The organism is Guptibacillus hwajinpoensis (assembly GCF_020524165.1).
In the GTDB taxonomy this organism is placed as follows: Bacteria; Bacillota; Bacilli; order Bacillales; family Guptibacillaceae; genus Guptibacillus; species Guptibacillus hwajinpoensis_D.
Window position 1 is genome coordinate 320,947 of record NZ_JAIVKU010000004.1, and the last position, 13,048, is coordinate 333,994.

Genomic DNA, 13,048 nt, shown 5'->3' on the forward strand with positions numbered 1-13,048 from the left:
ACTATTATTAAATAGGTTGAGACGTATGGTACCATCAAGTGAAAATGAACATTTAGTGGAAAGTTTTGTGAAATCGGAAGGAATAATGAAAATTTACAGAATTTTGGCACAATATTTATTGCATAATCCAACCATCGATATTATGATAAAGGAAATAGAGAGATGTTCGCTAAAACGAAAGGGAGGAATGAGGATGAAGAGCACTGGTGTGGTAAGGAAAATTGATGAACTAGGCCGAATTGTCATTCCTAAAGAACTCCGACGTACGTTAGACATTAATGTGAAAGATCCAATTGAAATTTTCACAAGTGAAAACAAGGTGATATTACAGAAGTATCAAGCTGATATGGCCTGCATGATGACGGGTGAGATCCTAGATGATAACCAGACGTTTGGTAATGGAAACATTGTGCTCAGTAAAGAAGGAATGCTACTGCTACAAGAAGAATTAGAGAAGAAATTAGGACAGAAAAAAGAAGAAATGATAAATGCGGAATAGTGAATCATTAATCTACCCTTCCATTCACCTTGGAAGGGTATTTTTTGTAGAAGATGTAGCAGTGAAAAGTGTGTTGAAGGGACAACATCAATAGCGTAATTTCAGCAGGACATTTCGAATGTGGGGATCTTCCATCATAGTGGAACCGAATTTCCGAGTAATTTCTGTTAAAGCAACGTCGTGGTAAAAGAATTCAGAGAAAAAAGTAACGAGTGGTTTTGATTTAGTGTGGATAGCCTGCCAGTTCGTATCTTCAATACCCGCAAATAAAACTTCTTCATGATCAATGATCACAATCCGACTTCGCTCAAGTTTCTGGTGATCTGCATCTGGAATCAGCGTTGTAACATGACTAAGGCTAGAGTCAATTTCCCCGATTGTATGTATTTCAACTGCAATTCCCTCCGCTTCTTTTTCCTCAAGTAAAGCGAGGTGCTGCTCAATATCATCCGCCCATCCAGAGAAAATAATTGAACTAGTTGAAAGGTGAAGCAGTTCAGAGACGAGGGAGTGTATGGACTGTTCTTCTTTCAAAGTCCATACGCGATCATCAATCTTTTTTTTTCGCGATTGTATGGTTTTCAATTGCGTTATATTGTCGTTAAAATCACGCTGTAGTTTCGTAATCGCGGAATCCAGTGGAAGTGGAGCATAAAGCCGCTTTTTTTCAGTAGTTGATTCTAATACCATTCCTTTCTCGCTCATACGCCGGAGGACTTCATAAACTTTTGATCTAGGAACGCCAGAACGTTTGACAATTGTCGTGGCATCAAGAGCCTCGTCGATTGTAATGAGAGCTTCATAGACCTGGCTTTCATATTGCGAAAATCCAAACTGTTGCAGCATGTGTCTAATCTCCTTGCTTTATCTGTTCATTTCTTTTAATGATAGCACAACCAATTGAGACGGGAAAAGCGACCTTCATTTTCCTATTGATTAATCCTTGTATTAGAGTTACTCTTTTAGTGGTAACTTTATTAGAGGGGTGCGAGGATGAATGAATAAACGAGTATACTTACTTACAATCGTTTCGTTTGTAGTCGGAATGGTTGAGTTAATTATTGGAGGCATTCTTGATCTAGTTGCAGAAGACCTCCAAATTAGTCTTGGGAAAACGGGACTATTGATTAGTGTCTTCTCTATCGTGTTTGCGGTGATGGGTCCCATATTATTATCAATGACGGCAAAAATAGAACGTAAAAAACTGACGCTCTTATCGCTAGTCATTTTTCTTGTAGGTAACCTAATCGCCGTATGGAGTTCTACATTTTTATTATTAATGGTAGCCAGGATCATCTCTGCAGCCAGCGGCTCTCTATTAGTAGTGTTATGCGTCACAATGGCATCAAATATTGTTAAAAAAGAATATCGCGCAAGAGCGATCGGTGTGGTGTTTATGGGAATCAGTGCATCACTCGTTTTAGGTGTTCCTATTGGCTTGATGTTAGGAAATGCTTTTGGGTGGAAAGCTCCATTTGTACTCATTATTGTTCTTACGATATTATCAATGGCCGGCGTAGCATTGTTTATGGAAGAAATTCAACCAAAGCCAGCGATTCCAATTCTCAGTCAAATAAAAACATTAAAAGATAAACGTATTTTAACTGCTCAACTAACGTCGTTTTTGTTTCTCACAGGTCATTTAACGCTTTACGGCTATCTGACTCCATTTCTAAAAACAACGCTTGGATTATCCGGAAATTGGGTAAGTATTGTTTATCTCATCTTTGGAGTAGCTGCTGTTGCGGGTGGAGGGTTAGGCGGAGTAGCTTCCGATCGCTTTGGTACAAAATCAACCATTTTGACAATGATTCTGGTTTTTGCAGTAGTCATGTTCGTGATTCCATGGTCAACGTTCTCTTTTCCGCTATTTCTTATAATCATGGTGATCTGGAGTATGCTAAGTTGGGGAATTACACCTGCTCAACAAAGCTATCTAATCGAATTGGCCCCAGAAACATCGGATATTCAACAAAGTTTAAATAACTCGGCTCTTCATCTGGGCATTGCCCTCGGCTCTTCTGTTGGGGCATATGTCATTGAAAAGCATTCCGTAGAAATGAATGCAACTGTTGGAGGCATGTTTATATTACTTGCCCTAGCAACAGCAATTATTTCGATCTCAAGAGGTCGTCAAGTATTATCTGTCCTGAAGAAGAAAGCTAGTTAGTTGCGATAGCAAAAAGGGTTTGAAATAATAGGCGTAGATTGGTCGAAGGGAGCGTTTTGGGATGAATGTATTCGTGATTGGAGCAAACGGCCAGGTTGGCCAAAATATTGTACAACTTCTTCATACGATGGAAGAGCATTCCTTGAAGGCAATGGTCCGAAAACAAGAGCAGGCAGATGAATTAGCTAGCAGAGGAATAGAAGCAGTAGTGGTCAGTCTTGAAGACTCGGTCGAAGCTATTTCTGAAGCTATGAAAGGAAGCGATGCCGTCATATTTGCTGCAGGTTCAGGAGGGAATACAGGATCAGATAAAACGTTATTAGTGGATTTAGATGGAGCGGTAAAAACGATCGAAGCCGCTGAAGAGTTAGGAATTAAACGTTATGTGATGGTCAGTGCTCTTCAAGCGCACAATCGAGAAAATTGGCATGAAGCCCTCCTACCTTATTATGCAGCGAAACATTATGCAGATAAATTGTTAGAAGCGAGTCAATTAGACTACACGATTGTTCGGCCTGGTGGACTGTTAAATGAACCTGGAAGTGGGAAAGTGTCGATCGCTGAAAATCTTGGTAGTGGGTCAATTTCACGTAAAGATGTAGCGGAAGTAGTTGTCTCTACTTTGAAGAAGGAAAACACGATCCGTCGTTCGTTTAACTTACTTTCAGGTGAAAAGGATATTAGAAAGGCACTTGATTCCTTTTAAACACCTCGGATTCCCTATGCAGGAGGATCCGTTTCCTGACTTTTCTTGTTAGAATCATACGAAATAATATTGAGTTTATACGTAGAGATCTTTACAATATGTAGTGTACATAAATCTTTTCATTTAAAAGGAGTCGAATTATGGAAAAAGTATTGATTTTTGGACATAAAAATCCTGACACAGATACGATTACATCTGCGCTTGTCTATGCAGATTTAAAAAGAAAACTAGGCATGGATGTAGAGCCGGTTCGCCTTGGGGCAGTTAACGGTGAAACACAGTATGCTTTAGATCAATTTAATGTAGAAGCTCCGCGCATGGTTCAAACGGTCTCTAACGAAGCAAGTGCTGTTATTCTTGTAGACCATAATGAGCGTCAACAAAGTGCTGAAGACATTGAAAACGTACGAATTTTAGAAGTCATTGATCACCACCGCATCGCAAATTTTGAAACAGCTGATCCTGTTTATTACAGAGCAGAACCAGTTGGTTGTACGGCGACCATCCTTAATAAACTTTATAAAGAAAAGAATGTTCAGATGGATAAAAAGATAGCAGGTCTGATGCTTTCTGCAATCATCTCTGACTCTCTTCTTTTTAAATCACCAACGTGCACGGAAGAGGACATTGCAGCAGCTCGCGAGTTAGCTGAAATTGCAGGCGTGGATGCAGAAACATATGGACTTGAAATGCTGAAGGCTGGTGCAGATATGAGCAGTAAGACACCTGCAGAACTCATTTCCCTCGATGCAAAAGAATTTGGAATGGGGTCTTCTAAAGTTGAGGTTGCTCAAGTAAATGTAGTGGATACCCTCGATGTTCTTGCACGTCAGGATGTCGTAGAAGAAGAAATGAGAAAAACCATTGAAGCAAAAGAGCTCGATCTCTTCCTTCTTGTGGTAACAGATATCTTAACAAATAACTCAACAGTTCTTGCATTAGGAAAACAAGCTGGTCAAGTAGAGAAGGCGTTTAACGTCACGTTAGTTGAAAACCTGGCAGTTCTTGAAGGTGTTGTTTCTCGTAAAAAACAAATTGTACCCGTTTTAACAGAGACGTTTACAGCGTAATAGTCATTACCAACGCGGACAGATTCTAAAAGGAATCTGTCCTTATTTATAAGTATATGTGTAAATATCAACCATATAAGGGAAATGAATGGGGGAGAAAGAGGTCTCATAGTTGTTTTTTAATAGGTTCATAATCAAATAGTTTTCCTTCATATAAAAGTGTAAGTTGTTCGCATTTTCGGAAATCGTCAGGCGTCACGAGGGCAGGAAGCTTATCCCAAAGTTCAATGCCTGATCGATGAAGCACTTCAGCTACAAACTGTGAGCAGAAGTAAGAATTACTAAATTCAATCGGTTCATTCATTGATACACCAAGAACACCAAGAATGTTATAAAGAAATCGTTGTTTATTTTTAATAAATATGGTTAATAACCGCTTCATTTTCATTACATCTCGTTCGGTGACGTTTAGTTCGTAAATCACACATGTTGTGTTTGGATAACGGCGATATGTTCCTGTTAGGACATTTTCCTTAACAAACCCACCGTTAAGAGGGTTACCCGGTTTTTTTCTTCCAAAGCTATACATATCATTCAAGTGCTCATCGAAAGCAAGTGACGCATGGTTATAAGGTGCCTTTGTGTATTTTTTTATTGATTTTGTAAACAGCGTTCCAGTATCTGAAAGTAAAATGTATACTTTTTGAGTCATAATCTATTCCTCATCTTTTTGACGTTTAATGTCATTATACATAAAACTATACATGATAAGGAGGGGCCTTTCTGGAAAGTACAGTATGGACCTTGTCGATTATTTTTCTTGCCTTATTATCTGCCCAAATGATTTTTACAATAGTTAAAAACAAGCAGCCCAATAAAGATTTTGCGGGACTATCAGTAAAAGTGAAAACGTGGTGGGGGATGTTTGGAGTATTTTTTCTTGCCACGTTATTTAATCCAATCGTGTCCTTATTTTCTTTGATGATTCTCAGTTTCTTTGCATTAAAAGAGTATTTTTCCATGATGAAAACAAGAAAAGCTGATCGTAGACTTTTTCTTTGGTCTTATATGGCGATTCCAATACAATTCTACTGGATTCTGATTGATTGGTATGGAATGTTCATCGTTTTTATTCCAGTATACGTTTTCTTATTACTTCCACTACCACGTATAGTTGGAAAAGGTACGCTGGGTTTTCTAAGATCGGTAAGTTCGACGCAATGGGGCTTGATGTTAATGGTTTTTGGTTTAAGTCATCTTGCCTATTTTCAAATTGCATCTCCAATTTATGGGGCAAACCTTGTCTTGTTCCTTGTCTTACTAACTCAAGTGAATGATGTGGTGCACTATGTGATTTCGCTATATGCAGGAAAGAGAAAAGTCGTTCCCTCTTCGAATCCTTTTATTACATTAGAAGGGTTTTTCTGTTCGTTATTAGCGACAACAGCGCTTGCTTATACGTTATATCCATATTTAACGCCATTTGATCCCTTATTTGGCATTTTGTCAGGCATTTTAATTAGTGTGGCTGGTTTCCTTGGGAGCTTAACCATTTCCGTTTTGAGGCGAGATCTTTTACTTGGAGATAGCAAGAAGTTAAAGGCTCTAGAGGAGAGTTACTTGAGTCGAGTAGATAGCCTTGCTTATACTTCGCCTGTTTTCTTTCATGTGATTCGTTACTTTTTTGATTTTATGTAACGACAGTTAGCATGAAGTAGAAAGACAGCGGAATGACCGCTGTCTTTCTGTTGTTTATTCACCTAGTAAGGATAAACCGCCATCGACAATAATGGTTTGCCCCCTGATCATACTCGCTGCTGGAGTAGTTAAGAAGTATGCAGTATCAGCCATGTCTGTAGGCTCTACAAGTCGTCCTGCAGGGTTTCTTTTCTTAGCGGAATCTAAGAGTTCATCTCGATTTGGAAAGTGTTTAAGAGCATCTGTATCAACAGCTCCACCTGATACAGCATTCACGACAATTCCTTTTGGTGAAAGCTCAACTGCTAAGTATCGTGTGATTGCTTCGACCGATGCCTTTGATACACCAACGGCCACATAGTTAGGAAGAGCTCGAATGGAGCCAAGACTCGAAAGGGCTACGATGGCCCCGCCGCCATTCTTCTCCATTAGTTTAGCAGCTTCTTGTGCAGCAAATAAATAAGCTTTTGCATTGATGTTTTGCGTCCAATCCCAATGACTTTCTTCAATCTCCATGAGCGGTCTTAATACACCTGATGCTGCATTGTTCACAAAAACATCTAGTCGACCAAATGTTTCTTCAGTTTCATGAAAAAGAGCAGTGATCTGCTTTACTTCACCAACATTTGCTTTAACAATATGTACAGTAATTCCGAATTCCTGTTCTAATTCTAATTTCGTTTGTTCGGCATCTTTTTTCTTTCTCATGAAATTGAGGACAAGGTTGTACCCTTCGGATGCAAATTTTCGGGCAATTGCTTTACCGATTCCTCGTGTACCTCCTGTTATAAGTGCTACTTTATTAGCCATTTTCAGTCACCTCTTTAGTATCTAATCAATCCTATCATACAGGAACAAGCAACCTGTGAAAAGTTTGGTGAATAGAAAAGCAGGTATAGAAAGATAAAAGTCGAGTGGGAAGAAAGTATGAAAGATATGGCACCTCTTCAGTTATGATATAATTTCAGTTAGAAGACGAATATGGAGATGGGAGGAAGCGGAAATGATGTTAAAAGTTCTAAAACCAGTTTTTGCTGAAACTGCCAGTCAACTTGTAAATACCGCAAGCCGTTTCGAGGAAACCATTCTGTTAAAAAAAGAACACTGGGTCGTTGACGCGAAAAGTCTTCTTGGTGTCCTAGCACTTTCATTACAACCTGGTCAGACACTCGAATTGGTTGTTAAAGGTGGCAATTCATCAGACGTTATCGCTGCTTTCCTTTCACTTGGGTTATTTGAAGAAGCGTGAGCCTTCCCTAGGAAGGCTTTTTTAAAGGAGAACGTCTAACCTTTTCTTGTTGATTTATTAAGTGATTTCATACGGTTTTAAGAAGTTTTTTTAGGAAAAACACATCTAAAGTAGACTGCGTTACGTTAGCTATACATAAGCTTTTCTGCCTCTTCAGGCTAGCGTTAGTTGCAATGAAAAGGAGAATGATATGAGAGAACTTAACGATGCCGAGCTGTATGGTAAGGTTCAGGCAAAGGATAAAGAAGCTCTCTCATCTCTTTACGATCGATATGAAAAGCTTTTATATTCATTTTCATATCGAATTGTAAAAGATGGAGGACTTGCTGAAGAAGTATTGCAAGAAGTGTTTATTAAACTTTGGAAAGGAAAGGCTCAGTATAGTGAAGAAAAAGGAAAGTTTTCTTCATGGCTACTTACCATGACGAGACATACAGCGATTGACTTGTTGCGTAAGCAGGCAAAAGAGCCGGACTATGAATTAGATGAACGGGATGCGTTGCATAGCGATGAAGCATCAGTAGAAGATCAGGTTGAGTGGAAAGAAAGAGGCCAGGTACTTCGGACAGCTGTGTCAAAACTGAAAGGTGAACAAAGGAAAATTATAGAGATGTTTTATTTCAAAGGAATGACGCATAAAAGAATTTCAGAAGAGTTCGACCTCCCGCTGGGTACTGTAAAAGGCCGAATTCGGCTAGCGTTAAAACATTTAAAAACCAGTCTTAGTGAGAAAGGAGGGGTCTCAGATGAAAGCAAATTGTGAACAGCTGCTCGACTATTTTAATGGAACCTTATCAAACGAAGAAAGAGAACGGTTCGAAGCTCATCTCCTATCATGTGAAGAGTGCAGAGAGGAGTTAAAGGAGCTGGAAGAATTGACAGGTGACCTTCCTTATCTCTCTATGCCGGAGGAGCCGCCTGCCGGAATGAAAGAACGTGTTCTGGCAAGCGTTTTTGAAAGTGATACGGATGAAACAAGTCATACCACAAATGAAAAGGGTTCAGTTGAACAAAAAAACAACGTAACAAACTTACAAACAGAAAGAAAATCAAGACAGCGAAAATGGATTGCCCCTACCTTAGCCGCGGCGTTATTTCTTTCTTTAACAGGAAATGTTTATACTTTCGTTAGTGAAGGAGATGGGGAAACAACCCAACCAGAAGAAATCTCCTCTTTAATCAAAGCGGTTCAATTACAGCCTTCTGAAGCAGAAGCCTCGGCAGGGTCCGCCGCTCTAATGAGTGAAGATGGAAAAATGAATTTAGTGGTTCAGGTTAACGATGTGGCAGAAACGAAAGGTGATCAAGTGTACCAGGTCTGGTTACTTGAAGGTGACAAACCATATCGAGCAGGTTACTTTACCCCAAATCAAGATGGGAAAGGCGAAGTCGCTTACGAAGTTGAATATGAGGGAGAGCACGACTGGGATGCTGTAGCGATCACCCTTGAGCCAGACCATACGAGTGAAACACCTAAAGGAAAAATTGTTTTAAGCTCGGGTTTATAGATTCAGAAAGTAGAGGTGAGAGCCTCTACTTTTTTAATGGAAATTGTCAGGAATGTATGGAGTGGCGCTTCCTTTTTCGGAGAATATATAGTGGTTATTAGTCAATAGTAAAGGGGTATATTATACTAAATTCTTATAAAAATTTGAAAATGGCTGTGTTTTTGCTTATGATAAAAAACGATGTGGTTATTATTTTGAAATATTTTTAGTTTCACATAAACTTTCATGGGAGTGGACATAATGCACAAAGTGACAAATGTTTTTTGGATAGGCATTGCGATTGCAATTGTCTTCGTTAGTTGGGGCGTGATCATGCCTGGCAATCTAGACCAGGTTATGACGATATCCCAAAATTTCTTTTTAGATCAGTTTGGATGGTTTTATCAGTTAGCTGCAACATTCTTTTTAGTATTTGCGATCTATTTAATCTTTAGCAGATTTGGGCATATCAAGTTAGGAAAGGATACAGATAAACCTGAATATAGTAGACTCACCTGGTTTGCCATGCTCTTTAGCGCCGGGATGGGAATAGGGCTATTGTTCTTTGGAGTATCAGAACCGATGTCCCACTTTTCTACCCCGCCATATGGTGAAGGAGGAACAGTTGAAGCCGCGCACCTTGCTCTTCGCTATACATATTTACATTGGGGCTTTCATGCCTGGGCCATTTACGCTACGATCGCTTTAGCATTAGCATATTACAAATTCAGAAAAGGTGCCCCAGGATTAATGAGTGCTACTCTTTATCCACTATTGGGTGATAAGGTCAAAGGACCGATCGGAATTACGGTTGATGTGGTAGCGGTCTTTGCAACGATTTTTGGTGTAGCTGCTTCGTTAGGATTGGGCGCTCAACAAATCAATGGTGGATTAAGCTACTTAACGAGTATCCCTAATAATTTTACAGTTCAATTAATTATCATTGCGATTATTACCGTGCTCTTTACTGTTTCAGCAGGAACAGGGATTAAAAAAGGGATTAAGTATTTAAGTAATGCAAACATGGCTCTAGCCGTAGTACTTCTTATCCTTTTCGTCGTTTTAGGACCTACGAAGTTTGTATTAGATCTTTTTGTGACGACATTTGGTGAATATGTCCAAAACATCTTTGCAATGGGAATGAGATTAGCACCGATGAACGCAGAAAGTGAATCATGGATTCAGAACTGGACAATCTTTTACTGGGCATGGTGGATTGCCTGGTCGCCGTTTGTTGGAACGTTTATCGCAAGGGTATCAAAAGGGCGGACAGTTAGAGAGTTTATGATTGCTGTTACAGTTGTGCCAACAGTTGTTTGTGCCTTCTGGTTTGGCATATTCGGTGGATCAGGTATTTTCTTTGATTTTACACAGGGTACCGACATAGCAGGTCAAAGTCTCGAGACCGGTTTGTTTTATCTTTATGAGCAACTTCCATTAGGGGGTATATTAACCGTCGTAACCTTATTGTTAATCTCTACCTTCTTTATCACATCAGCTGATTCCGCAACTTTTGTATTAGGTATGCAAACAACGAACGGAAGCTTAAATCCTCCAAACTTCGTGAAATTCAGCTGGGGCTTTATTTTATCAGCCTCTGCAGTGGTGTTAATGGTGACTGGTGGCCTTGAAAGCATGCAAACGGCGATAATCGTCAGTGCATTTCCGCTAACGATTATCCTTCTCTTTACATGTTGGGGAATGCTTAAGTCCTTTAATGAGGAAGTTCCAAGAAAACAGAAGACGACTGATAAGCAAGCAAAAGCAAAGAAAGATTTAAAAACCGTTTAGCCAAAATCCTTTGAAGGTTTCACTTCAAAGGATTTTCTTTTTTAAAGTAGTAATTTATCAAAGAATTTTCGGTACTCGAAAGGAGAAATTAGGAAAGATGGAAGACAGCACAGAAAAGGATACAAGGAAATTGGTACACAAAGTTGGCAGAATGGTTTTATTTTCGATAGAATTAACTTATGTTGACTAAAAATAAAAAAACGATTATAAAAAGCTGGTGGGCTCGTTTAGCTGCTGCAGACCCCGGCAGGACAAGGTTACATCAAGCAGCGAGAATTACAATTAGCGTTTTTTCTTCCGTAATGTTCATGCTATGGTTGACAGCATTGCTTAACATTTCCTTTACTCCAGCCATTCTTGCAGGTGTGGTAAGTCTTTTATCTTTATTGCTTGTGAATGATGACACAGATAAGAAGAAGAAAATCACTGCGCTTTTATTAGTCATTTCAAGTATGATCTGGCTAACCGTTCGAACCTATCTTAGTTCCATTCCCTTTATGACGGACGTTTTGTTTTTATTGGTGATCTTTTTTGCTTACTATTTACAGCATTATGGGTTTCGATATTTTGGTATCTTTATGATTGCCTTTTTATCCATTTATTTTTCCACCCTCTTAAATCTTCAACCGCCTGATTTGCCAGGCTTCATTATTGGGATTTTAGTCGGTGGAGGGTTCTCTTACCTTTATCACTTTATCTTTTTCAAAAACAAACCGAAAAGACAGCTTAGTCGTAGTATGAACTCCTTCCATATCCAAACAAATCTAACGCTGGATCTTGTTCTTGATGCCATCGCAGACCCGACTCCAAATCGCTATAGGGCGTTATTACTAAAACGTGATGTCAAAAAGTTAAACGAGTACGCCCAGGTGATATCTGGTCAATTAACAACTACAGATCCAGGAGAAGTATGGGCAGGTATAGACACAGAGCAACTGAGAATGTACGTTTTTGATGCGGAGATGTTAATTGAAACGCTTTACCCTGCTGTTAAGAGGATGAAGGAACTTCACGCATTGGAGCATAACGAAGTCAGAAAGCTGCTCTATAAACTTGTAGAATCTGTTCGAGATGCTGAAGTGTTACGAAGTCACGATATTGTAGGGAACTTAAAACAAACAGAAAACGTCATTGAAGAACTGAAGCATCAACTAATTGAGCTTAGAGTTTCCAATCATCAAAATAAAGATTGGTTATGGCTCATTAGAAGGATTGAGTCAATCGCTAACCATCTTGTAGATAGTTCGGTTGAGCTTGGAGAAAGACGAATCGCAAACATTGAAGAGAAGGAGCGTTTAGAAGACGCTGAAGAAATAAAGAAAGAGAATGTAAGCACAGAAGAAAAGTCGAAACAGCCTAGAGCCGCCACAATTAAAGCTTTGCAGGCTATAGTAGCAGGAGCAGCGGCGATTATTCTCGGTTATTTTCTATCTCCAGCTCATCAATACTGGGTTCTTCTTTCTGCTTTTGTTGTATTACTTGGGACAGACACAGTGGGAATGACGCTTCAGAAAGCATTCCAGAGGTCTCTTGGAACAATATTTGGTGCGATTGCCGGTTTTGGACTGGCTCATTTACTTGCTGGTCAGGTGATCTTAGAGTTAATTGCGTTATTTTGCTGTATCTTTATGGCATTTTATCTATTGTCTATTTCATATGCGATGATGATGTTCTGGATGACAATGTTAATTGCCATTATGTATGACTTTATATTAGGTGGGATCACAGAACAGATATTAATGGCTCGTGTGTTCGATACGCTTGCTGGAGCGGTTATTGGCTTTCTAGCTGCCGCAATCATCTATCCGAAAAGTACTCGAGAAAAGGTTGCGAATACTGCAGAAGAGTTTCTAACCAAATTAAGCTCGTATGTTTCTGATTACCTGGACTCTTTTACAGAAGGAAATAACTATTATGATTTTACAAATCAAGCGTTTAGTATTGATGAACAGATGAGGAAAATTACAGAAGATGCACGCCCCCTTCGAAACAGACCCGCTATTCTAGCTCGTTCTGGAATTGAACGCTGGCTGACTGTCCTTACAGCGATTAATTATTTTGCAAAGCATTTACTCGCATCTACAAACCGTAACAATCGGTCAACTATAGTAAAAGGGTCAGAAAGAACGCTGGATCTTGTAAAGGAAGTCATGAAGCATAATATTCTAACCGTTTTGAGACTTCTAAAAGGTGAATCGGGGTTAATGATGTACAATTTAAACAAAGAACGGGAATTTATTGAGGGTCTCTCAGAAAACATCACCTACGATGATCAAGAAGTGAAAAAATTCGTGAATGATCTGTACTATATCTGGAGAATTAACCAGTCGCTTTTACTACTTGGAAAAGAATTAGGTGTATCAAAGAATCGAGAAGCAGCAACCTTTGAGTTCTACAAAAAGAGTAACCCGGAGCATTAAGCTCCGGGTTACTTTCGT

The 13,048-nt window shown here is 39.3% G+C and carries 13 protein-coding genes; 10 read left to right on the forward strand and 3 right to left on the reverse strand.

Annotated features, from left to right (window positions below):
• Window positions 1-193 precede the first annotated feature (193 nt).
• Window positions 194-499 (forward strand): AbrB/MazE/SpoVT family DNA-binding domain-containing protein, encoded by a 306-nt coding sequence (locus LC090_RS08710; protein ID WP_226657206.1) that lies wholly within the window; start codon window positions 194-196, stop codon window positions 497-499.
• A gap of 87 nt (window positions 500-586) precedes the next feature.
• On the opposite strand, the gene LC090_RS08715 is transcribed toward LC090_RS08710, so the two are convergent.
• Window positions 587-1,345 carry a TrmB family transcriptional regulator gene (locus LC090_RS08715; RefSeq protein WP_226657208.1) on the reverse strand — a complete coding sequence of 253 codons (759 nt, stop codon included), beginning with the start codon at window positions 1,343-1,345 and terminating at the stop codon, window positions 587-589.
• Between the two features lie 151 nt (window positions 1,346-1,496).
• Between LC090_RS08715 and LC090_RS08720 the strand changes: the two genes are divergently transcribed.
• The 3 genes from LC090_RS08720 (at window position 1,497) to LC090_RS08730 (ending at window position 4,445) form a co-directional block, all read left to right on the forward strand.
• A complete protein-coding gene (locus LC090_RS08720; RefSeq protein ID WP_226657210.1) occupies window positions 1,497-2,669 on the forward strand; it encodes an MFS transporter in 1,173 nt (390 codons plus the stop codon).
• 61 nt (window positions 2,670-2,730) lie between these two features.
• Window positions 2,731-3,375: an SDR family oxidoreductase gene (locus tag LC090_RS08725; protein ID WP_226657212.1), complete on the forward strand. Its 645-nt coding sequence runs from the start codon at window positions 2,731-2,733 to the stop codon at window positions 3,373-3,375.
• 140 nt (window positions 3,376-3,515) lie between these two features.
• Window positions 3,516-4,445 carry a manganese-dependent inorganic pyrophosphatase gene (locus LC090_RS08730; protein ID WP_226657213.1) on the forward strand — a complete coding sequence of 310 codons (930 nt, stop codon included), beginning with the start codon at window positions 3,516-3,518 and terminating at the stop codon, window positions 4,443-4,445.
• 106 nt (window positions 4,446-4,551) lie between these two features.
• On the opposite strand, the gene LC090_RS08735 is transcribed toward LC090_RS08730, so the two are convergent.
• Entirely contained in the window at window positions 4,552-5,097 is a 546-nt protein-coding gene (locus LC090_RS08735; RefSeq protein ID WP_226657214.1) for a hypothetical protein, read from the reverse strand.
• A 128-nt stretch (window positions 5,098-5,225) separates the two neighbouring features.
• On the opposite strand from LC090_RS08735, the gene LC090_RS08740 reads away from it, so the two are divergent.
• Window positions 5,226-6,083 (forward strand): phosphatidate cytidylyltransferase, encoded by an 858-nt coding sequence (locus LC090_RS08740; RefSeq protein ID WP_425590657.1) that lies wholly within the window; start codon window positions 5,226-5,228, stop codon window positions 6,081-6,083.
• A gap of 54 nt (window positions 6,084-6,137) precedes the next feature.
• Here the strand turns inward: LC090_RS08740 and fabL are convergent, their stop codons facing one another.
• Window positions 6,138-6,893, reverse strand: a complete 756-nt coding sequence (gene fabL / locus LC090_RS08745) for an enoyl-[acyl-carrier-protein] reductase FabL (protein WP_226657215.1) — start codon at window positions 6,891-6,893, stop codon at window positions 6,138-6,140.
• Between the two features lie 193 nt (window positions 6,894-7,086).
• Here fabL and LC090_RS08750 point away from each other — a divergent pair, with 193 nt between their 5' ends.
• From LC090_RS08750 to LC090_RS08770, 5 genes are all read left to right on the forward strand, one after another.
• Window positions 7,087-7,332, forward strand: coding sequence for an HPr family phosphocarrier protein (locus tag LC090_RS08750; protein ID WP_226657216.1), 246 nt, complete (start codon window positions 7,087-7,089; stop codon window positions 7,330-7,332).
• A gap of 190 nt (window positions 7,333-7,522) precedes the next feature.
• The gene (locus tag LC090_RS08755) at window positions 7,523-8,095 is read left to right on the forward strand and encodes an RNA polymerase sigma factor (protein WP_226657217.1); all 573 of its coding nucleotides are present in this window, start codon (window positions 7,523-7,525) and stop codon (window positions 8,093-8,095) included.
• Window positions 8,079-8,840 (forward strand): anti-sigma factor, encoded by a 762-nt coding sequence (locus LC090_RS08760; protein ID WP_226657219.1) that lies wholly within the window; start codon window positions 8,079-8,081, stop codon window positions 8,838-8,840. Before LC090_RS08755 ends, LC090_RS08760 begins: the two co-directional genes overlap by 17 nt.
• Before the next feature lie 240 nt (window positions 8,841-9,080).
• Window positions 9,081-10,610 (forward strand): glycine betaine uptake BCCT transporter, encoded by a 1,530-nt coding sequence (locus LC090_RS08765; RefSeq protein WP_226657221.1) that lies wholly within the window; start codon window positions 9,081-9,083, stop codon window positions 10,608-10,610.
• A 179-nt stretch (window positions 10,611-10,789) separates the two neighbouring features.
• Window positions 10,790-13,030 (forward strand): FUSC family protein, encoded by a 2,241-nt coding sequence (locus LC090_RS08770; protein ID WP_226657223.1) that lies wholly within the window; start codon window positions 10,790-10,792, stop codon window positions 13,028-13,030.
• Window positions 13,031-13,048 lie beyond the last annotated feature (18 nt).

Excerpts from the sequence above, each read along its gene's own strand:
- LC090_RS08710 (WP_226657206.1), top strand. The coding sequence starts at position 194 with ATGAAGAGCACTGGTGTGGTAAGGAAAATTGATGAACTAGGCCGAATT.
- LC090_RS08715 (WP_226657208.1), bottom strand. The coding sequence starts at position 1,345 with ATGCTGCAACAGTTTGGATTTTCGCAATATGAAAGCCAGGTCTATGAA.
- LC090_RS08720 (WP_226657210.1), top strand. The coding sequence starts at position 1,497 with ATGAATAAACGAGTATACTTACTTACAATCGTTTCGTTTGTAGTCGGA.
- LC090_RS08725 (WP_226657212.1), top strand. The coding sequence starts at position 2,731 with ATGAATGTATTCGTGATTGGAGCAAACGGCCAGGTTGGCCAAAATATT.
- LC090_RS08730 (WP_226657213.1), top strand. The coding sequence starts at position 3,516 with ATGGAAAAAGTATTGATTTTTGGACATAAAAATCCTGACACAGATACG.
- LC090_RS08735 (WP_226657214.1), bottom strand. The coding sequence starts at position 5,097 with ATGACTCAAAAAGTATACATTTTACTTTCAGATACTGGAACGCTGTTT.
- LC090_RS08740 (WP_425590657.1), top strand. The coding sequence starts at position 5,226 with ATGATTTTTACAATAGTTAAAAACAAGCAGCCCAATAAAGATTTTGCG.
- fabL (WP_226657215.1), bottom strand. The coding sequence starts at position 6,893 with ATGGCTAATAAAGTAGCACTTATAACAGGAGGTACACGAGGAATCGGT.
- LC090_RS08750 (WP_226657216.1), top strand. The coding sequence starts at position 7,087 with ATGATGTTAAAAGTTCTAAAACCAGTTTTTGCTGAAACTGCCAGTCAA.
- LC090_RS08755 (WP_226657217.1), top strand. The coding sequence starts at position 7,523 with ATGAGAGAACTTAACGATGCCGAGCTGTATGGTAAGGTTCAGGCAAAG.
- LC090_RS08760 (WP_226657219.1), top strand. The coding sequence starts at position 8,079 with ATGAAAGCAAATTGTGAACAGCTGCTCGACTATTTTAATGGAACCTTA.
- LC090_RS08765 (WP_226657221.1), top strand. The coding sequence starts at position 9,081 with ATGCACAAAGTGACAAATGTTTTTTGGATAGGCATTGCGATTGCAATT.
- LC090_RS08770 (WP_226657223.1), top strand. The coding sequence starts at position 10,790 with ATGTTGACTAAAAATAAAAAAACGATTATAAAAAGCTGGTGGGCTCGT.